The sequence below is a fragment of the Marinomonas sp. FW-1 genome, assembly GCF_005222245.1.
In the GTDB taxonomy this organism is placed as follows: domain Bacteria; phylum Pseudomonadota; class Gammaproteobacteria; order Pseudomonadales; family Marinomonadaceae; genus Marinomonas; species Marinomonas alcarazii.
On sequence record NZ_CP025987.1, the window covers coordinates 337,221 to 356,167 of the forward strand.

An 18,947-nucleotide genomic window follows, 5' to 3' on the forward strand; every position below is an offset into this window, starting at 1 on the left:
ATGCAGCCGCTTTCATTGCCACCAAGATTATTAATGGGTCCAGGGCCAATTAACTGTTACCCACGAGTATTGTCGGCTATGTCGACTCAGCTTGTGGGGCAATACGATCCGACTATGACGAATTACATGAATGAAGTTATGGCCTTGTATCGTCGTGTTTTTAATACCCAGAATCAGCAAACTTTTTTGATCGATGGTACGTCTCGTGCGGGCATTGAAGCGGCACTTGTGTCTTGTCTAGAGCCTGGCGATAAAGTGTTAATTCCTATCTTTGGTCGTTTTGGTCACTTGTTGGCAGAGATTGCCGAGCGTGCGGATGCCGAAGTTCACACCATCGAAGTGCCTTGGGGTGAAGTCTTTGACCCGCAGCAAATTGAAGACGCGATAAAAAAGGTTCAGCCAAAATTATTGGCAATAGTGCAGGGCGATACGTCAACCACCATGTTCCAACCGCTGGAAGAATTGGGCGACATTTGTCGCGCTCACGATGTGTTGTTTTATACCGATGCGACGGCGTCTATCGGTGGTAATCCGTTGGAAGTCGATGCATGGAAAATCGACGCGGTTTCGGTTGGGTTACAAAAATGCTTGGGCGGGCCATCAGGCAGCGCGCCAATTACCTTGAGCGACCGCTTTGTGTCTTGTGTGCGTAAAAGAGCCCATGTGGAAGCGGGAATTCGTGATGCTCATCACCAAGGGGCGTCTGGCATGCGTATTCGGTCGAACTATTTTGATTTGCCAATGATCATGGATTATTGGGGCGAAGAGCGTCTGAATCACCATACGGAAGCGGCGACCATGCTGTTTGGCTCTCGTGAGTGTGCCATTCAGTTATTGACCGAAGGTCAGGATGCCGTTATCGAACGCCATAAGTTGGCAGGCAATGCCATGTTGCAAGGCGTTCTAGCTATGGGGCTGAAGCCATTTGGTGATTTGAAGCACAAGATGACTAACGTGGTAGGGATTCATATTCCAGAAAAGGTTGATGGCGAGCAAGTGCGTCATGACTTGCTGAATATTTTTAACATCGAAATCGGCACCAGCTTTGGCCCATTAAAAGGCAAAGTATGGCGCATTGGCACCATGGGTTACAACGCTCGCCAAGACGCTGTTTTGCATACCTTGCAGTCGCTTGAAACCGTATTGCGACGTGCTGGTTTTGTGTTGCCTGCAGGCGCTGCCGTGGATGCGGCCATGTCGGTTTACGCAGGAGAAAAATAATGACAGATTACGGCAAACTCGCTCAGTTGGTCATGGACCGCTGTGACGAACTTGGCAAAATCAGTCAAAGCGACGATTGCCTAGATCGTCGTTATCTCACCAAGGAGCATAAACAAGCCAACGGACTGGTGGGCGGCTGGATGCAAGAAGCTGGTATGCAAACATGGCAGGATGAAGCGGGCAATTTATGGGGACGTTGGCAAGCAGCCGACCCTGATGCACCGCGATTTATCATGGGCAGCCATTTGGATACGGTGCCAAACGGTGGTCAATACGACGGCATGCTCGGCGTTATCACACCAGTGACCTTGATCGCAGCAATGCAAGCCGCGGGTGTTCGTTTGCCGTTTCACTTAGATGTAGTGGGCTTCGGCGACGAAGAAGGCACGCGTTTTAGCTCTACCTTGCTTGGCAGTCGGGCTTTAACAGGTCAATGGCCTGCAAGCTGGGCCGATGTGAAAGACAGCGATGGCATCAGTTTATCGCAAGCACTTAAAGATTTTGGATCGGACTTCGCGAGCATTCCCAACGCGGCCATCGCAACCGACAACTTACTGGGTTACCTTGAACTGCACATTGAGCAAGGGCCAGTTTTAGAAGATTTAGATTTGCCCGTCGGCGTGGTCAGTGCCATTGCTGGGGCAAAACGCTTTGAATTTAATATCACCGGTATGGCAGGACACGCGGGCACAGTGCCAATGAATCTGCGCCAAGATGCCCTTTGTGCCAGTAGTGAGATGATCCTTGCAGTGGAAAAAGTCGCACAGAATCACGGCATCGTTGCCACTGTTGGGCGTATTCAGAATCGACCCAATGGCGTGAATGTGATTTCTGGCAACACCGGCTTTTCCCTTGATATTCGCAGTGAGTTCGATGACAAGCGTGACGTCGCGCTCGATGAAATTTTGCAAGAGTTAGACGCTATTGCTGCCCGTCGAAATGTGCGTATAGATCGAAAAGCAACCCATGCTGCTAACGCCGTGCATTGTGATGCCAAGCTGCAAAGCGTGCTTCGTAATGCGATACAAACACAAAATATTCCCGTGCATACTTTGTTTTCAGGCGCGGGACATGACGCCATGGCGATTGCGGATATTTGCCCTGTGGCGATGTTGTTCATGCGTTGCGAAAAAGGCATTAGCCATCATCCAGCGGAAGCGATTGATACGCCCGATGTAGCCGTAACATTGGCTGTACTTCACGAGGCCTTACAGAATTTAGCCTAAAGTTTTTGTGGTTAGCTACTCAGCATAACGTCTCGCTGCTGCTTTACTGAACCCATTATCACGCCTCGCTCCCCGAGCAAGCTCGAAGAATCGCTCTAGCATGATTCTGGGCGCAGTTGGTGATGGGCGGTTGAAGAATCGCTTTGGCTCTGACTAAAAGCTTCCATGTGTTTAATTGGCGCTGACGTGTCGAGGAACGAGACAATACGCAAGCCAATTGAATTGCATGGACGCTTATGATTACAGCAAACGAGCAATTATGAATACGGGTAAAAGTTTCCATGTGTTTAATGGGCGCTGACGTGTCGAGGAACGAGACAATACGCAAGCCAATTGAATTGCATGGACGCTTATGATTACAGCAAACGAGCAATTATGAATACGGGTAAAAGTTTCCATGTGTTTAATGGGCGTTGACGTGTCGAGGAACGAGACAATACGCAAGCCAATTGAATTACATGGACGCTTATTATGAAGGTCAATAAAGAGGTATTCGATGAAATTTACGCGCATTTTTAACGACGATCAGGGCAAAAGCCACTTCGGTGATTTGAATGTAGATGTCCGTGATGGTGGCCCAATTGGTTTTTTGTCAGAGCGTTTCCCAGTGGGGGAACTGATGTTTCGCGAAACCCCAAGTGACTATGATTTTAAATGGCATCCAGCGCCGCAGCGTCAGTTGTTGTTTATTATCAAAGGGCGTTGTGAGTTTACCGTATCGTCTGGCGAAACTCGTCAGTTTGGCGCAGGTGATGTTGTTTTGTTAGAAGACACCGAAGGCGAAGGCCATTGTAGTAAAGCGCTGTTTAATGAAGTCAGACATTCGATTTTTGTTACTGTGCCGGAAGATGTGGTGTTTTAACCGAAGGACAGTATAAAAAGGCGGTTTTCTCAATGAGGAAACCGCTTTTTTTTATGTTTAAGCTGGAGGATGATTTTCTATCCAGTGGTTGGCGATGTCTTCGCGGCGGGCGATCCAGACGTTGTCGTGGGATTGTACATAATCTAAGAATTTCTTTAACGCTATAATGCGGCTGGGCTTGCCAAGTGTGCGGCAATGCATGCCGATGGACATCATTTTTGGTGCGGTCGCGCCTTCTTCATACAAACAATCAAAGTTGTCTTTCAAGTACTGGAAAAACTCTTCTGCGTGGTTAAACCCATAAGGTGAGGAAAACTTCATGTCGTTGCAGTCGAGTGTATACGGCACGATCAGGTGCGGTTTGCTACCACCATCAGGTGTGTCGACTTTCACCCAATAAGGTAAGTCATCGCCATAGTTGTCTGAGTCGTATTTGAGTTGTGCTTGTTCTGCAACCAATGTGCGAGTGTTTGGTGAGTCGCGTCCTGTGTACCAGCCAATGGGTTTAACGCCGGTGACTTCTTCGATCAACGCCAGAGCTTGTTGCATGTGCTCGCGTTCTTGTTCGATAGGCATGTCTTGGTAGTGAATCCATTTTAATCCATGGCAAACGATTTCGTGATTACCTTCGACAAAGGCTTTTGCCACTTCTGGGTTACGTTGTAATGCGGTGGCAATGGCGAAAACCGTCAGTGGTAATCCACGCTTTTCGAACTCATTTAGAATGCGCCAAACACCAGTGCGAGAACCATATTCGTAAAGGGATTCCATGCTCATGTGGCGGTCTTTGAAAGGCTGTGCACCGAATATTTCTGATAGAAAGGTTTCGGCGTGTTCATCGCCATGCAAAACGCAGTTTTCACCGCCTTCTTCAAAGTTTAAAACAAACTGTAGAGCAACTCGGGCATTGTTTGGCCATTTTACGTTTGGCAGCCCTTGGCGGCCATAACCCGCGTAGTCGCGTTCTAAATAGTGTTTCATGGTCTGGTTCCATTATTGGTTATGTAATTTGGCAGCGGTTATAGACTCCAGTGAGCATATCGCCCAGTAAAGGCTTTGCTAACTCGCTGTCCGTATTGACCTTTTTTAGAGGTTTGTAAACCTAATTGATGCAATGATTCTGCCAGTTTTACGGCGGCGGCAACGCCATCAATGATTGGGACGGGCAGTTCAGCAGACAGTTTTTCAACCAAGTTCGACATGCCAGCGCAACCTAATACAATTGCTTCTGCACCGTCTTGCTCTATGGCCGCAAGGCATTCCGTTTTTAGTAGTAAGTAAGCCGCTGGGTCGATATTTTCTAGCGCCAAAACAGGAATGTCGGTGGCTCTTACGCCACTGCAATGATGCTTATGACCATATTTTTGTAGTAAATGCTCGCTCGCTGGCAAGGTTCTAGATAGCGTGGTGACAACGCCAAATCGATGAGAAATCAAACTGGCCATTTGGAAGCCTGCTTCAGCAATGCCAATAACAGGGGCATCGGCCAGTTCTCTTGCTGCGTCTAATGCTGGATCACCAAAGCAGGCGATAATGTGAGCATCGACATCTTGTTGCTTGCCTTGTTCGATAAGATCAAGAAGCGCCGCGCTGGCGATGACTTCATCAAAAGCGCATTCGATGCTTTTAGGGCCATGTTCGGGAGTGCAGGCGATAATTTGCGTGCTATCTAGCGCAACGGATTTGGCGCTCAGCGCCATCGCGTGAGTCATGTCGGCACTGGTGTTTGGGTTTATGAGCTGAATTCGCATGGTGCTCCTAGCGGCCAAAAAGTTTTTGAAAATCAATGTTTTCTTCAGGTTTGGTTTCGAGAATAAGTGAAGATTTTATGTGTTTAAGGTGATGGCTCATCCAGTTTTGTGCCTTGTCTGAGTGTCCTTGATCAAGAATGTCGAGCAACTGAGAGTGGTCGCCACAATCACAGCCGACACTGCCACGGGTGCCGTAAGCCGCTAAAATTAAGGAAGACCGATAACAAAGCTGTTCAACAAAATGTGCTAGTACTTTATTGCCAGATAATGTCGCTAGTTCATAGTGAAAGCGAGCCGTTAACTGAATGGCATCGGCGAGTTGATTATTTTCTTCGGCGCGCTTTTCTTCTATTGCCATAGCGCGAAAGCGTTCAGATTGCGCTGTATCCCAGTGTGTTAGTAAAGCTGGAATGAGTTGTGGCTCGATCAAAATACGGCTGTCTAGCACTTCTATCGCTTCGGTTTTGCTTGGGCGGTTTACTTGCGCACCTTTGTTTTTCTCAATCACCACAAAATGTTCTAAAGCGAGTCGCTGCAATACCTTGCGGATACCTGTTCTGCTTACGCCAAAGGCCTCTGATAAACGGTCTTCTGGTAAGCGCGCCCCAGGCGGTAATTGGTGCTCGACAATCGCTTTTAATATTTGTCGGTAGATGTTCTCGTCATTGGACATGATGGTCTCTATTAATCGTATACAATTTTTTTTCAGTAAATGTGCTGGTTAAATAATATAGCACGACAATTCGTTGGGGACATCTCAAATAAAAACACAAGTATGTTGCACAATAATGGTGTGATTGTTTTGTTTTTGACTCGCATTAGTGCGTTTTTATGGCGATTTTAGCCCTATGAGGCGTGATTTTTCTTAGATTCTTTTGTTTCTATTTTTGGCACATAAATTGTATTTGTTATTGTATACAATTAAAAAGGAACGAGACCATGAAGCAAGAATTTGAGCAAAGCCCTAGATTAGCGAATAGCGATCTATTGCCGGAGAAAGATCAAAAGTGGGGATGGTATAGCATTTTCGCTTTTTGGATGTCTGATGTGCACAGTGTGGGTGGTTATGTGTTTGCTGCCAGTTTGTTTGCCTTAGGGTTGAATGGTATTCAGGTATTTATCAGTTTGCTATTGGGCATTTCAATCGTATTGGTGTTTGCCAATTTGATGGGCAAACCAGGACAAAAAGCCGGTATCCCTTTTCCTGTCGTAGCGCGTATGTCTTTTGGTGTGTTCGGGGCTAATATCCCAGCCATCATTCGTGGCTTAATTGCCGTGGTTTGGTACGGTATTCAAACCTTTCTGGCATCCAGTTCCTTTATTATCTTACTGCTTTATTTCTTCCCTGAGATGGCATCGCTTGCCGATGAATCTTTTATTGGGCTTTCGTATCTAGGCTGGATTGGCTTTACTGCTATGTGGCTTGTTCAAGGTGTTGTGTTCATGTTTGGTATGGACATGATCCGTAAAGTGATCGATTGGTCTGGCCCTGCTATTTATATTGCTATGTTTGCTTTGTGTATTTACATGATTAATTTAGCTGGCTGGGAAAACATCAGTTTCAACCTAAGTTCATCTAACTTAACGGGTCTGGATGCTTATGCTCAGATGTTCATTGCGATTGCTTTGGTGGCGGCGTATTTTGCAGGGCCAACGTTGAACTTCAGTGACTTCTCCCGTTATTGCGGCAGCTATAAAAAATTGAAACTAGGCAACCTATTGGGTTTGCCAGTTAACTTTGTATTGTTCTCTTTGTTCAGTGTGGTGATTGTTTCGGCTTCGATTCCTGTATTCGGTCAGATGATTACCGACCCTGTGGAAACCGTGAAACGTCTTGATTCTGGTTTTATCACGGTACTGGGTGCATTGACATTTATCTTTGCGACAGTGGGTATTAATATTGTGGCGAACTTTGTCGCGCCAGCGTTTGATTTTTCCAACGTATCGCCACAGAAAATTAGCTTTAAAGCGGGTGGTTTTATTGCCGCATTTGGTTCGGTATTGCTAACGCCTTGGAATCTGTTCAATAACCCAGAAGTGATCCATTACACAGTGGATGTATTGGGCGCGATGATCGGGCCTTTGTATGGCATTATTATTGTTGATTACTTCTTTATCAAAAAAGGCAACATCGACATAGCAGCCTTGTATACAGAGTCACCAAAAGGGGCTTACTGGTATGAGAACGGGGTGAATAAAAAGAGTGTTTATGCTTTGTTGATTGCGGGTTTTGTTTCTATCTTAGCGACCTTTGTTTTTAGCTCCTTGGCAAATTACGCCATATTCATTGGCGGTATTGTCGCGGCGTTGGTTTATCGTTACATGATGGAGCCTGAGCGTGTTGCTTTGCAAAGTATGAACCTTGCGAAGTCATAATTTACGTTAAGAAAACGTTTAGATAATTAAAAGCCCCCGCATTGAAAAATGCGGGGGCTTTTTGTTGTTACGAGATCTATTAAACCGAATTAAGCTGAGGCGGCAAGATCCGCTTCGGCCTCTGCCAGCATGTCGAATTCCTCTTCTGGTGTTTTCGCCACAAGGCGATTTTTGCTATAGAAGAAGTAGTACGCTGCGCCAATCACGAACAAGATAAGAGTGTAGTTAAAGGCACGTGGATCGTAAGCGTAAACCCCAGTTAGAGCCAATAGAGACAATATGAAAGCAACGGACGATGTGAAGATACCGCCAGGTGTTTTGTATGGGCGTTCCATATTTGGTTGCTTGATGCGCAATAAGATATGGCTTAACGCCATCAAGGCATAAGACACAGTCGCGCCAACCACGGCCATGGCTAACATTAAATCGCCTTCGCCAGTCAAAGAGGCAAGAAAGCCCAAAATGCCAGGGACAATCAAAGCACGAGAAGGTACTTTGCGTTTATCGGTAACAGACAAGCTTTTAGGAAGGTAACCCGCACGAGATAAGGCGAATACCAAACGGCTGTAACCGTAGATGATGGAGAAGAAAGAGGCGATTAAGCCAGCAAGCCCCAAGACGTTAACCACGGTTGCCAGAGTGCCGTGACCTGCAAAGTTCAAGGCATCCACCAAAGGTACTGCGCTTTTGCTCATGGCGTCTGCACCCGCGGCGCCCGCCAATAAGAACACCACTAAAAGAGCCGTGAAAAGTAAGAAAATCATCGCGCCGATAATGCCCTTAGGCACATCTTTCGCTGGGTCTTTTGCTTCTTCCGCTGCAAGAGGAACACCTTCAACAGCCAAGAACAACCACATGCCAAATGGCAATGCCGCCCAAACGCCATACCAACCCATTGGCATAAATTCAGACGCTCCAGCCGCATCGGTTACGGCCACATCGAATAAACGGCTGGTATCAAAATCACCAATCAAGGCAACCGCGGTGGCTAAGATGGCGATAACCGCCAAGCCACTGATGACCATCATAACTTTTAGTGCTTCACCAACCCCAGCCAAGTGGATGGCAATAAAGACCAGATAAAACGCCGCATAAACCCAAGGTCCATTAAAGCCTAAGAGGGCTTCCACCGCGGAACCGATGAAAATAACAATGGCCGCTGGTGCCAAGGCGTATTCGATTAATACGGCTAAGCCTGTTAAATAGCCGCCTGTTGGTCCCATGGCTTGGCGCGCAAAACTGTAACCACCGCCAGCTGCTGGAATGGCCGCAGACATTTCAGCTAAGGATAAAACCAGCGTCAGATACATAACCGCCATGAGTCCTGCCGCAATGGCAAAGCCACCCCAGCCAGCTTCGGCGATACCAAAGTTCCAGCCTGCAAAATCGCCTGATATTACGTATGAAACCCCCAAACCCGCTAGCAGAATCCAGCCAGCAGAGCCTCTTTTTAACTGGCGTTTTGCCAGGTATTCTTTATCTAATTGATCACTCATTGTCGTTCCTTATATGCTCTAGTTAAGTGGTTTAACCGTCATTTTTACCCGATGGGCTTATGTGTTTCTTGTCCCTAAGAGATTAGGAAGTTCTTCGACTCCTTGCTGGTGTCCATAATTAAATCATCGTCTGATCTGTCTTTGAGTTTGACGCCTGATAGTTTCAGGGTTCGTGCTTCGTTTAATAAATAAAAAGCTTTGCGTGCCGCTTCTTGATACACCAAGCCCGCAGGGCGAATGTTGGAGATACAGTTGCGGTAGGCGTCGGTAAAGCCTACTTTGCCGCCCCAAGTCAGGTATAAGCCTAAGCTGTCGGGGGAACTAAGCCCCGGGCGTTCGCCGATTAACACCAAAACGCATTTGGCGTTTAAGCGTTCGCAAATATCATCGCCAATGGCCACGCGACCTTGTTTTACAAAACAGATGGGCGCTAGCTTCCAGTCTTTAATATGGCTGGAGAGGGCTTGCAGAAAAGGTAGGGTATTTTGTTCTATTGCGAGAGAGGACAAACCATCTACCACCACAATCGCAAGATCATAATCTTGTGAAGTGGAAGCTCTGTGCTCGTCTAGTTTATTGGCAGATTCTTCGTCTAGCCTGCGGCCATAATCTGGACGCTGAAGATAGGTTGCGCGGTCCGTCGCGCGACTGTGCAGCATTAGGGGGGCACAGTGTTTCGTCCAATCTTTCGCCCAATCCTGTTCCATGAGTGCCTGCGATAAAGCATTGCTATCGAGCTGTGTGTGAACGGCGTCAATGGCCTGAGCGTGGGCAAGCTGGAAAGCGAGTAGATGTCTGGTTGGAACACTGATACCTGAACGCCCTAAACCAACGCGAGCATCGGTGAAGGCGTTCAGCTTGCTCCATGCGTTTTCCGTTACTGGCTCTGCATGTGGGTGCGTTGGAAAAGTCTTTTTAGACTGGCTCATGGGCGACCTCCAATAAGACGATTCAGGGACTTATGAAACGCATCGGGCAATTGGTGATTAAGAGTGAATTGCTCGTTATTTTTGAAAATTTCCATCTTGGCGAGCCAGAGGTCAAACTCTGGTGAAGGCTTCAATCCTAAAACCTTGCGAGCATACAGTGCGTCATGGAACGAGGTGGTCTGGTAGTTCAACATGATATCGTCAGAACCTGGGATGCCCATAACAAAAGTGCAACCAGCGACACCTAAAAGTGTCAGTAAATTATCCATGTCGTTTTGGTCGGCTTCGGCGTGGTTGGTGTAACAGACGTCGCAACCCATGGGTAAGCCAAGCAATTTGCCACAGAAGTGATCCTCCAAACCTGCGCGGGTAATTTCTTTGCCATCGTACAAATATTCTGGGCCGATAAAGCCGACAACCGTATTGACCAAAAGTGGATTGAACTTACGTGCTACTGCATAAGCGCGCGCTTCGCAGGTTTGCTGGTCCAAACCATGGTTGGCGTTGGCCGATAAGGCGCTGCCTTGTCCCGTTTCGAAATACATCACGTTGTTGCCAACCGTGCCGCGATTCAGCGACAAGGCGGCGTCTTGGGCTTCGGCTAAATTGGCAAGGTTAAAACCAAAGCTGTCGTTGGTCGCTTGGGTTCCGCCTATCGATTGAAAAACCAAATCCACTGGTGCGCCTTGCTCGATGCATTCAATGGTGTTGGTAACGTGAGTTAAAACGCAGGATTGGGTCGGGATTTCATAATGCTGGATGACTTCATCCATCATCTTGATCAAGCGTGTAGCTTGTTGCACGTTGTCGGTGGCGGGGTTAATACCAATCACGGCATCGCCATTGGCGTAGAGCAAACCGTCTAACATGCTGGCCGCGATACCGGTTAAATCGTCGGTTGGGTGATTAGGTTGTAAGCGTGTCGACAAATGCCCCGGCAAACCAATGGTGTTACGAAACGCGGTTTTCACATGGCACTTTTTTGCGACCAGTATCAAATCCTGATTGCGCATAATCTTACTGACCGCGGCGGCCATTTCTGGCGTCACGCCGGGGCGAATCTGAGTAAGCACCTCGCTGGTGGCTAAATCACTTAATAACCAATCACGAAATCCACCCACAGTAAGGTGGGAAATCAAAGAAAAAGCGTTTTTGTCATGATCGTCTAATATTAATCGGGTAATTTCATCTTCTTCGTAGGGAACAAGAGCTTGTTCAAGGAATAGGCTTAGCGGTACATCGGCTAATGTCATTTGTGCGATAACACGCTCTTCGGCGCTAGCGGCGGCAACGCCTGCCAAGCGATCACCAGATCGTGCAGGTGTCGCTTTCGCCATTAAGTCCGCAAGATCGACAAAGCCGAAGGTGCGTTCTCCGACTGTGTTGGTAAATTGAAACTTTTTCAGTTTAAAGGTCGAATGTGTTGTACTCATAGTGGTCTCGCGCGCTTTACTGAGAGGGTGTAGGTTCAAGAAAGCAAACGAAAAGGGTGTCAATTTTGCATAGCTTGAACACAGATGACATAAGTTAACATTACGGAATTCCATAAAACGACGTTATCGAATAATGGCAAAATTAGAAAAGGCTATATATTTCAATTTGTTAGGTTAGTTTTTTATTCAGTACGAAGGAAACAAACAAACATGGACAGGCGTGATTATGTCGAATTTAATGATTGATGCACCAAAAGGGTGCTTTTATCCTCATGTATCGGAAGCGCATGATGCTGATTTGCACGCGAGTAATTTGACTAACTGGCAGCAAGAGTACGATCAAACCAGTCGTGGTAGTTTTTACGGTCGTATTGTTGAGCTGCCGTTTGATGGCCTACAAGTTTTTTGTGAACACACCAGTCAGGCATTGCAGCAAAAATGTGTCGTTTGGCCAGACTCTGTTTGGTTGGGGATTCCTCTTGCCGATCAAGAAGAAAGCCGTATTAACGGCTTAACCATCCATCCCAATAATATTATGTGCCGTCCAGGAGATTGTGACTTTCAGCTGTCCACACCGCAAGATTATGATTTATATGGATTAGTGGTAGATCAGTCCAAGCTAATGAAGATGGCGTTGATCCATGGTGTCGATCTAAATTGGACAGAACTCACCGAATATGGTCGTCTTGGCGTACCAGATAAAACGCTAGAGGAAGTGCGCTTTTTACTCGCGCGTTTGCTCTCGGTGCAAAACAAAACAACACCGCCACGTTTGCAGCAAGACATTGTCATGATGGCACTACTGGAAGTGCTTAAAGTAGAAACCCCACAACCGGCCAAAACACAGAGCTATTATCACCGTAAAAAAGTCGTCGATTGCGCCCGTCAGTTTTTAGACCGTCATCTTGATGAGCCCGTTACCGTGACGCAATTGTGTGAAATCACCAACGTCAGCCGTCGTACCTTGCAATACAGCTTTGAAAGCATCCTCGGCGTCAGCCCGATTCAATACCTACGCATTAGCCGACTAAACGGTGTGCGTCGTTCTTTGGTACAGGCAAAAAGTGATCAATCCGTCAGCGACATCGCCGCGCAATGGGGATTTTGGCACCTGAGCCAGTTCGCTAAAGACTATAAACAACTGTTTGGTGAAACGCCCTCAAAAACACTTACGGGGTTGAGTGGTTGAGAGCAAAGCAACAACTAGGACTAACAAGGCACCCTCGTAAGCTCGGTGAGATCAGTGTATAAAACGGATCAGGTCATAAGGCCTGAGGGAATTGCTTGCCTCGCGGGTCAAATCACGCTACAAAAGAGCAAACAAAGAATCAACATAGCGGCGATCAAAGACCATCAGAAGCAGAATAGTTCACATAGGCTTTGGTATTTAGCGAGTTATATAACAGGGAAGTCCTACCACGAAAAAAGCAAATCAAGCTATATTTTCATCTGACCCTAATACTTTTTACATCAGATATGATTCTTTTTTCAGAATTAGATCAATAACGCTCTTATAGAAGGACTCTTTAATGGCTACTCCCAGCAGCACCCCTAACAAACATGGCCTTAAACGCTATATAGAAAAGCCTATTCGTAAGAAAATCAGAGAAGATGCAGGTTACGGATGCGTAGTATGTGGAACACTATTCTGCGACTACGAACACATAGAGCCAGAGTTTCATGATGCTGAAGAGCATGACCCTGAAAAGATGACACTTCTTTGTGAGAGCTGTCACGGAAAAGTAACTGGTAAGCGTAAGTCTAAAAGACGAGTGTGGGAAGCAAAAGCAGATCCCTTCTGTAAAAAACATAATTTCACAAGAGAAGAAATTGACCCTTCAGTAATACCAACCTTTAAAGTCGGTAACAATCTATTTAACGATGTTGAAATCATCCTAGCAATTCATGGGAAACCTCTAATATGGCTAGAACCTCCCGAAAAAGTAGATGAACCTTTTTTAGTTAGCGCTGTATTTTACGATAATGCGGGGCAATACATTACCAGCATTAACAGAAATCAGTTCACAAGCGTTTTAGGCACACATGACGTATGGGGAGAAGGGACACGAATTGAAATTCGCCCTCAAAAAGGAATGATCGGGTTAACTCTCAATATTGAGGGAGATAAGCCAGTTCATGTTGAGCGAATTAACATGAACTATTTAGGAAACCAAGTAACAGTTAATAAAGCTGGTCAACTCACATTTGGAACGTTCCATTTAGATAACGTTCAAGTGATGGGCGCCAATACCGCTGTAAACATTGGAAGTATACCGTCAATTCCATTCAGAGATTTCAGCGGCCAATGGAAAAAAGCGACTGTTGCTCACCAAATTTCTAAGCACGAATTGCAAATAATAAATGTTAATGGCATCAAATGTGGGTGGGTTCTAGGTAACTGTCTTATAAACTCGAGTTACGAAGTGGTTGCGAGCCATCAAGATGGTACCGTAACCTCTTTGACAGGCGAATATATTGGTGTTCTTACAAGCAATCATAAGGGGCAGTGCACACTAGTTAACCCTTCTGATGAACATGACAATTATGAGCCTATTTGGGTTTCATCGCAGGAGAAAGCGACAAAGAACATAAGGGCTAACCATTACGTGGATATGACCTATCGCCTTTTCAATATTGAGAGAACAAAGCGAACCCCGAGTATAACTAACCCTACTGCTGAAACTCCACCTCCCCAGCAGGAAGTGCAATCCCCCAAATATCTGGAAACAAATGACCTGATTTGCAAGGAATGAGCAAACAATTAAAACAATTAGGGTCAGATGAAAATTAACTAGCATTCCTATAAATTACTCGCTGCGCTTCTCATTTTCCGCAGAGCGCGGCTTTATGCCCCAAACATTGGATTCACATCCATACTCTTATGTAAGATCCTGATAATTTGAATATTCTGGCAACCAATTTGCTGATAAAAAATAACATGGCTTCCTTGGGGAAACGTTCGGTAGACATCTCTGATTTCATTCTCTCTCTTTGTTATCGAGTTCATTGATCAACGAGTCGCTGTCGTAACGTGTTCATGTGTTTCGAGTAAATGTAATACCTGCTTTTTCATCACCCCGAAAATTATTTTTCAAAAAATATCGTTTATCTGAAACCTTTTTTTAAAAGATGAGTATCTCTGTATGAGCCGCCCAATTGGGTGACACCTAGTTTACTAATACAACTCATATAGGATGATTATGATGAAAAAGACGATTATTGCTGCCACGACTGCTTTCGCTGTTTCTGCTTGTTCAACTGGCTTTTATGGAACATCTGGCCAAGATAGCCATATTGCTGGGTACGCGCTTGCTAATAACGGAACGACTTTAGTCACAATGGGGTCTATCGCGTCTCCCGCGAAAATGGACACTTTTACCCTAAGCAATAAGCTGGATGCCGTGGCTTATCGTCCCGTCACTGGCGAGTTGTTGGGTTATTCCAACGGTGCTGTTTATTCTGTTGATGCCAAGTCCGGCAAGCTAACCGATCTGGGTGCGACCTTCACAAATGGCGCCATGATTTCCAAGGATGCGTCAGCCACCGCGATGGATTTTAATAACGCTATCGATGCTGTTCGTATGGTTGGGTCTGATGGTACAAACTTGGTGTATTTCCCAGTCGGTTTTGGTGACCAAGATAAGCGTGCTAATTCAGTATTGAAATTCACTTCTACATTTTATGTAAAAGGCGACAGCAACGAAGGCATGACGCCTGAAATTTTTGCGAACGCTTACACTAATGCCATTGCCGGTGCAAAAGCGTCGAGCACTTTCCAGTTTGCGTTAGACAGTAAAACAGACTCATTGGTCAGTCTTGCTAATAATGCAGGCGAATTAAAAACCGTCGCTAAGATCACTATTGATGGCAAGGCCGTTGACCTATCATCAATGGGTGGCTTCGATATTGTTTCTGCCGAAGAAGGTTCTGACGCTGCTTACGCAATATTACAGCTCGAAGGTGAATCAAAAGCTGGGTTTTACTCTATAGATCTGACGACAGGTGCGGCAACCTTAATGGCCGACTTACCAATGGGTGGCTTTAGCGGCTTTGCCGTCTCAGGCGGTAAATAATTGCAAAGGGTGTTTTTACACCAGTAGTAATTCAATGATAGGCAAGGTCAAGATGAAAAATCCCCGTATTCTTCATCTTGACCTTGATTAGTCGACAACTATTTGGCGAACTGCTCTCGCAAACTTTAAAATGATGAGATGAGTAATTAATAAGGTTTGCTTCCCATGTCTCGTTTTTTAATGGTCTTATGCCTGTATTTTTTGGTTATCCCTGTTCAAGCGCAGTCTGTTGAGCAAGATATGAATCATGGGGACTTTGGTCCTTTTATGCGTTCGTTAAATAATACGAGCTATGGTTATCAAGTCATTCAGGACATTACTGCTAGCGCACCCACCAAGTTAATCGAGAAATTCGAGGTGCGTCCAGGAGACTGCTACTGGAATAAAGGCTGGAACGATTGCGAGCAAGATCGCGAACGCAGTGAACTGTCTGAGCAGCAGAAAACAACACCCGCAGGCAGCGAAGCCTGGTACGGTTGGTCGATTTATTTTCCTGATGATTATCCTAATATTTTCCCTACTAAGGTCGCTCTTGGCCAGTTTCATCAAGCTAATTCTCACCCTATTTGGATGTTTCAAAATGGCCGTGGCGGGTACCATCTAGACGATCATATTTCTGGGTCTAAAAAACACTTCGAGTTGATTAAAGAGGCGGATTTGCGTGGTCGATGGCATCACATTGAAGTTCATGCTCGTTGGGAAAAAGACGATTCTGGTGTGTTCCAAGTTTGGGTGAACGGCGAACAAAAAGTCGACTACCAAGGCCCGACGATGGACGCAGACATTGTGTATTTTAAATACGGTGTGTATCGATCTTTTTTATCACGATATAAACAAGCTAAGCAGTTAAACGCTGTGCCGCCGCAAATTGTCTATTACAGCAATGTGAAGCGTGGTAAAAATAGAGCATCGCTTCAGCCTTAGATAATTGCCATCGGGAGATAAAATGAGCGTTCAAATTCGTCCAGCTGTCATTGATGACTTACCTGCATTAACCGATCTTTATAATCACTACATAGTGAATACGGCGACGACCTTTGATATAGAGCCTTATACCCTAGAGGGTAGAGCGGTTTGGTTCGCACAATTTGCGCTCACAGGTCGGCATCGTTTACTGGTGGCGGATCAAGACGGTGACATTCTTGGCTATGCTTGTAGTGCTCAATTCAAACCAAAGCGCGCCTATGAAACCTCGGTGGAAGTCAGTATTTATCTAAAACCCGAGACAAAAGGCCGAGGTTTGGGAACGGCCTTGTACCTTGAACTGTTTGAGCAATTGGAAGCAGAAGACGTGCATCGTGCCTATTCAGGTATCACTTTACCTAACGAAGCTTCGCGTATTATCCATGAAAAATTTGGTTTTGAATCCGTAGGTGTTTACCTCGAAGTGGGCCGAAAGTTCGGGCAATACTGGGATGTTGAATGGTTCGAAAAAGAAGTTGGTGGAAGTCATTAAAAAGCCAAGCCCAACGCTTTTGCGAAATTGGGCTTGGCTTAAAGTCGCTTTTCTATATTGCTTTACACGATTGCCTTTCAATAAGACGACAGCCGAGTTCTACTCTTCGTGCAGGTGCATTTTTGCTTGTGCGACGGGTGAGAAGTTCTAGCTCTTCCAAAGCACAACGGGCAATGTGATGCAGCGGCGTATGAACAGTTGATAGCGCGGGTTGCATCATTTGGCCTGCAAACACGTCATCAAACCCAAGAATGGAAACATCCTGAGGTACTTGAATGTCTTTCTTTTGTAAGGCGTTTAAGACACCAATGGCAACGTTATCGGCAAGACAAAAGAAGGCTGTGATCTGATTCAAATCGGGATGCTGTTCTAACCACTTACTCATGCCTTTTTCAGCAATGTCTGGCTGGAAACTGTCCAGTTGAATATCAGTCGCTGAAAGGCCAAGTTCGAGGTGCTCGTTAATGGCTTCTTTAAAGCCATCAAGTCGTTGCCTGATGGTATAACGTCCTGGCCAAGAGACAATGCCTATGTTTCTGTGCCCCAGCTCAATTAAGTGCTCAACGCCCAGACGAGCCCCATTTCTATCGCCAATACCGACTGATCCAATGTGCATGCCGGGTTCTTGCCCTGCGAGCAAAATACAGGGCAAATTGGTGTTGATGACTTCATTTAGGAGCTTTTGGTTTTCGTCAAAATACACCAAAATACCGTCACATTTTGTCTTTGTCATGCGCTCCGATATCTTGTTGTAGTCACCTTTAAGTTCGTCAATCAAAATGGGTTCAATTTCGACCCCCTTTTGCTCGCATTCCTTACGCAGTGTTTCAAGTATGGTCCATGAGACGAAGTTGACGTCGGTTTGCCTTAGGCGATCAGAATCTACAAACAGGGCGATTTTACGCAATGTCGGTGTCTGCGCGCGTTTGATACGAGAATCTAAATAGCCAATGTCCTTGGCTATTTGTAATACTCGTTGGCGAACATCATCAGAGATTTTGGCAGTGCCATTCAGTACATGACTGACCGTACTGATGGCAACGCCACTTCTTTCTGATATTTTCTTTAAACTCATAGTTTATTTGACTCCACTGCCTGCTACGCCCTCAGTAATGTATTTTTGTAAAACAAGAAAGACGATGGTCACTGGTAACAGTGCAATAACGGTCATCGCGAGAATATAGTGCCACTCTACCGAGAATTGCCCTTGGAAAGCATTTAACCCAATTTGTAGCGTGTAGTTCTCTGGACTTGATAACACGATCAATGGCCAGAGGAAATCATTCCATCGCCATATTACAGAGAATATGGCCAATACCGCCAGAGCTGGTGCACAAAGCGGTAACACTATGCGCCAGTAAATACGAAATTCTGAAGCCGCATCAACTCGTGCTGCCTCTATCAAATCATCTGGGATGGTTAGCATATATTGGCGCAGCATAAACACACCAGTTGGTGTGGCGACCGTTGCAAATATAACTCCCCACAAATTATCGGCTAAATTTAAGCCGACAATGACAATGAAGGCGGGCACCATTATGACAGAAAGTGGCAGCATCAAGGTGGACAAAATCAACATGAAGATTGCGTTTTTGCCACGGAATTTATACTTGGATAAAGCAAAGGCCGCCATAGAATTAAGCAGTAGTGTCAAAATTGTTGCGACCACGGTGACAAATACCGTGTTGTTGATGTATGTAAAAAAGTCAAAACGTTCAAGAGGGTCCGTATAGTTCTGCCATTGGAAATTTACGTCCTTTAGTTGAGTGATTTCTGAAGTGGGTACTTGAAACGTTTTTTCAGGGTTGTCTATGTCTACTACCGTGGCTTTTATACCGATGCGACGTACTAAGGCGACGTTTTTGATTTCGCCATTAGGTTGAGTCCACTCCCAAACAGAAAGATCTTTGTCGTAGCCTTCTACCTGAGTATTGACCGTAGATTGTGGAATGAGGCTAGGTGGGAAACTGTTCACTTCCGCTTCAGTTTTAAGTGATGACAGCATAGCCCAAGCAATTGGAATGGCAATTACAGCGGTGCCGAGTGTTAGCCAAAGCCAAGACAAAATATCGGTAATGTCCATTTTGCCGTGATGACGAGTACGGGTTAAAAATTTAAGCATAA

18 protein-coding genes are annotated in these 18,947 nt (G+C 45.7%); 9 read left to right on the forward strand and 9 right to left on the reverse strand.

Annotated features, from left to right (window positions below; all coding sequences use genetic code 11):
- The 3 genes from C1X04_RS01550 to C1X04_RS01560 all read left to right on the forward strand — a co-directional run bounded on the left by C1X04_RS01550 (position 1) and on the right by C1X04_RS01560 (position 3,309).
- The gene (locus C1X04_RS01550) at positions 1-1,221 is read left to right on the forward strand and encodes an alanine--glyoxylate aminotransferase family protein (protein WP_137169008.1); all 1,221 of its coding nucleotides are present in this window, start codon (positions 1-3) and stop codon (positions 1,219-1,221) included.
- Positions 1,221-2,447, forward strand: a complete 1,227-nt coding sequence (locus C1X04_RS01555; RefSeq protein ID WP_137169009.1) for an allantoate amidohydrolase — start codon at positions 1,221-1,223, stop codon at positions 2,445-2,447. The genes C1X04_RS01550 and C1X04_RS01555 overlap by 1 nt, the downstream gene beginning before the upstream one ends.
- Positions 2,448-2,943: 496 nt before the next feature.
- Positions 2,944-3,309, forward strand: a complete 366-nt coding sequence (locus tag C1X04_RS01560; RefSeq protein WP_110574757.1) for a cupin domain-containing protein — start codon at positions 2,944-2,946, stop codon at positions 3,307-3,309.
- Between the two features lie 57 nt (positions 3,310-3,366).
- Here C1X04_RS01560 and puuE read toward each other — a convergent pair whose 3' ends face one another.
- From puuE to C1X04_RS01575, 3 genes are read right to left on the reverse strand one after another with little or no spacing between them, the layout of a single operon-like run.
- The gene (puuE, locus tag C1X04_RS01565) at positions 3,367-4,290 is read right to left on the reverse strand and encodes an allantoinase PuuE (RefSeq protein ID WP_110574760.1); all 924 of its coding nucleotides are present in this window, start codon (positions 4,288-4,290) and stop codon (positions 3,367-3,369) included.
- A gap of 38 nt (positions 4,291-4,328) precedes the next feature.
- Entirely contained in the window at positions 4,329-5,060 is a 732-nt protein-coding gene (locus tag C1X04_RS01570; RefSeq protein WP_137169010.1) for an aspartate/glutamate racemase family protein, read from the reverse strand.
- Between the two features lie 7 nt (positions 5,061-5,067).
- Positions 5,068-5,733: a GntR family transcriptional regulator gene (locus C1X04_RS01575; protein WP_110574764.1), complete on the reverse strand. Its 666-nt coding sequence runs from the start codon at positions 5,731-5,733 to the stop codon at positions 5,068-5,070.
- Positions 5,734-5,999: 266 nt separating this feature from the next.
- Here C1X04_RS01575 and C1X04_RS01580 point away from each other — a divergent pair, with 266 nt between their 5' ends.
- Positions 6,000-7,436: an NCS1 family nucleobase:cation symporter-1 gene (locus tag C1X04_RS01580; RefSeq protein WP_110574766.1), complete on the forward strand. Its 1,437-nt coding sequence runs from the start codon at positions 6,000-6,002 to the stop codon at positions 7,434-7,436.
- A gap of 89 nt (positions 7,437-7,525) precedes the next feature.
- On the opposite strand, the gene eat is transcribed toward C1X04_RS01580, so the two are convergent.
- From eat to C1X04_RS01595, 3 genes are all read right to left on the reverse strand, one after another.
- On the reverse strand, positions 7,526-8,932 hold the full coding sequence (gene eat, locus C1X04_RS01585; protein WP_137169011.1) for an ethanolamine permease: 1,407 nt from the start codon (positions 8,930-8,932) through the stop codon (positions 7,526-7,528).
- A gap of 74 nt (positions 8,933-9,006) precedes the next feature.
- Positions 9,007-9,861: an ethanolamine ammonia-lyase subunit EutC gene (gene eutC / locus C1X04_RS01590; protein ID WP_137169012.1), complete on the reverse strand. Its 855-nt coding sequence runs from the start codon at positions 9,859-9,861 to the stop codon at positions 9,007-9,009.
- On the reverse strand, positions 9,858-11,294 hold the full coding sequence (locus tag C1X04_RS01595) for an ethanolamine ammonia-lyase subunit EutB (RefSeq protein WP_137169013.1): 1,437 nt from the start codon (positions 11,292-11,294) through the stop codon (positions 9,858-9,860). The genes eutC and C1X04_RS01595 overlap by 4 nt, the downstream gene beginning before the upstream one ends.
- A 226-nt stretch (positions 11,295-11,520) precedes the next feature.
- On the opposite strand from C1X04_RS01595, the gene C1X04_RS01600 reads away from it, so the two are divergent.
- A complete protein-coding gene (locus C1X04_RS01600; RefSeq protein WP_137169014.1) occupies positions 11,521-12,483 on the forward strand; it encodes a helix-turn-helix domain-containing protein in 963 nt (320 codons plus the stop codon).
- 340 nt (positions 12,484-12,823) lie between these two features.
- On the forward strand, positions 12,824-14,047 hold the full coding sequence (locus C1X04_RS01605) for an HNH endonuclease (RefSeq protein ID WP_137169015.1): 1,224 nt from the start codon (positions 12,824-12,826) through the stop codon (positions 14,045-14,047).
- Positions 14,048-14,139: 92 nt separating this feature from the next.
- Here the strand turns inward: C1X04_RS01605 and C1X04_RS18610 are convergent, their stop codons facing one another.
- Entirely contained in the window at positions 14,140-14,301 is a 162-nt protein-coding gene (locus C1X04_RS18610; protein WP_368073953.1) for a type II toxin-antitoxin system RelE/ParE family toxin, read from the reverse strand.
- Between the two features lie 196 nt (positions 14,302-14,497).
- Here C1X04_RS18610 and C1X04_RS01615 point away from each other — a divergent pair, with 196 nt between their 5' ends.
- From C1X04_RS01615 to C1X04_RS01625, 3 genes are all read left to right on the forward strand, one after another.
- Positions 14,498-15,367, forward strand: coding sequence for a DUF4394 domain-containing protein (locus tag C1X04_RS01615; protein ID WP_254682310.1), 870 nt, complete (start codon positions 14,498-14,500; stop codon positions 15,365-15,367).
- Positions 15,368-15,532: 165 nt separating this feature from the next.
- Positions 15,533-16,291, forward strand: a complete 759-nt coding sequence (locus C1X04_RS01620) for a polysaccharide lyase (RefSeq protein WP_137169017.1) — start codon at positions 15,533-15,535, stop codon at positions 16,289-16,291.
- A 22-nt stretch (positions 16,292-16,313) separates the two neighbouring features.
- A complete protein-coding gene (locus tag C1X04_RS01625) occupies positions 16,314-16,823 on the forward strand; it encodes a GNAT family N-acetyltransferase (RefSeq protein ID WP_137169018.1) in 510 nt (169 codons plus the stop codon).
- 52 nt (positions 16,824-16,875) lie between these two features.
- On the opposite strand, the gene C1X04_RS01630 is transcribed toward C1X04_RS01625, so the two are convergent.
- Positions 16,876-17,898, reverse strand: a complete 1,023-nt coding sequence (locus C1X04_RS01630) for a LacI family DNA-binding transcriptional regulator (protein ID WP_110574778.1) — start codon at positions 17,896-17,898, stop codon at positions 16,876-16,878.
- Between the two features lie 3 nt (positions 17,899-17,901).
- The gene (locus tag C1X04_RS01635; protein WP_137169019.1) at positions 17,902-18,945 is read right to left on the reverse strand and encodes a carbohydrate ABC transporter permease; all 1,044 of its coding nucleotides are present in this window, start codon (positions 18,943-18,945) and stop codon (positions 17,902-17,904) included.
- Positions 18,946-18,947 lie beyond the last annotated feature (2 nt).

What these genes read in the sequence shown, in the direction of transcription:
- C1X04_RS01550 (WP_137169008.1), top strand. Translation starts at nt 1, where the DNA reads ATGCAGCCGCTTTCATTGCCACCAAGATTATTAATGGGTCCAGGGCCA.
- C1X04_RS01555 (WP_137169009.1), top strand. Translation starts at nt 1,221, where the DNA reads ATGACAGATTACGGCAAACTCGCTCAGTTGGTCATGGACCGCTGTGAC.
- C1X04_RS01560 (WP_110574757.1), top strand. Translation starts at nt 2,944, where the DNA reads ATGAAATTTACGCGCATTTTTAACGACGATCAGGGCAAAAGCCACTTC.
- puuE (WP_110574760.1), bottom strand. Translation starts at nt 4,290, where the DNA reads ATGAAACACTATTTAGAACGCGACTACGCGGGTTATGGCCGCCAAGGG.
- C1X04_RS01570 (WP_137169010.1), bottom strand. Translation starts at nt 5,060, where the DNA reads ATGCGAATTCAGCTCATAAACCCAAACACCAGTGCCGACATGACTCAC.
- C1X04_RS01575 (WP_110574764.1), bottom strand. Translation starts at nt 5,733, where the DNA reads ATGTCCAATGACGAGAACATCTACCGACAAATATTAAAAGCGATTGTC.
- C1X04_RS01580 (WP_110574766.1), top strand. Translation starts at nt 6,000, where the DNA reads ATGAAGCAAGAATTTGAGCAAAGCCCTAGATTAGCGAATAGCGATCTA.
- eat (WP_137169011.1), bottom strand. Translation starts at nt 8,932, where the DNA reads ATGAGTGATCAATTAGATAAAGAATACCTGGCAAAACGCCAGTTAAAA.
- eutC (WP_137169012.1), bottom strand. Translation starts at nt 9,861, where the DNA reads ATGAGCCAGTCTAAAAAGACTTTTCCAACGCACCCACATGCAGAGCCA.
- C1X04_RS01595 (WP_137169013.1), bottom strand. Translation starts at nt 11,294, where the DNA reads ATGAGTACAACACATTCGACCTTTAAACTGAAAAAGTTTCAATTTACC.
- C1X04_RS01600 (WP_137169014.1), top strand. Translation starts at nt 11,521, where the DNA reads ATGTCGAATTTAATGATTGATGCACCAAAAGGGTGCTTTTATCCTCAT.
- C1X04_RS01605 (WP_137169015.1), top strand. Translation starts at nt 12,824, where the DNA reads ATGGCTACTCCCAGCAGCACCCCTAACAAACATGGCCTTAAACGCTAT.
- C1X04_RS18610 (WP_368073953.1), bottom strand. Translation starts at nt 14,301, where the DNA reads ATGAACTCGATAACAAAGAGAGAGAATGAAATCAGAGATGTCTACCGA.
- C1X04_RS01615 (WP_254682310.1), top strand. Translation starts at nt 14,498, where the DNA reads ATGAAAAAGACGATTATTGCTGCCACGACTGCTTTCGCTGTTTCTGCT.
- C1X04_RS01620 (WP_137169017.1), top strand. Translation starts at nt 15,533, where the DNA reads ATGTCTCGTTTTTTAATGGTCTTATGCCTGTATTTTTTGGTTATCCCT.
- C1X04_RS01625 (WP_137169018.1), top strand. Translation starts at nt 16,314, where the DNA reads ATGAGCGTTCAAATTCGTCCAGCTGTCATTGATGACTTACCTGCATTA.
- C1X04_RS01630 (WP_110574778.1), bottom strand. Translation starts at nt 17,898, where the DNA reads ATGAGTTTAAAGAAAATATCAGAAAGAAGTGGCGTTGCCATCAGTACG.
- C1X04_RS01635 (WP_137169019.1), bottom strand. Translation starts at nt 18,945, where the DNA reads ATGCTTAAATTTTTAACCCGTACTCGTCATCACGGCAAAATGGACATT.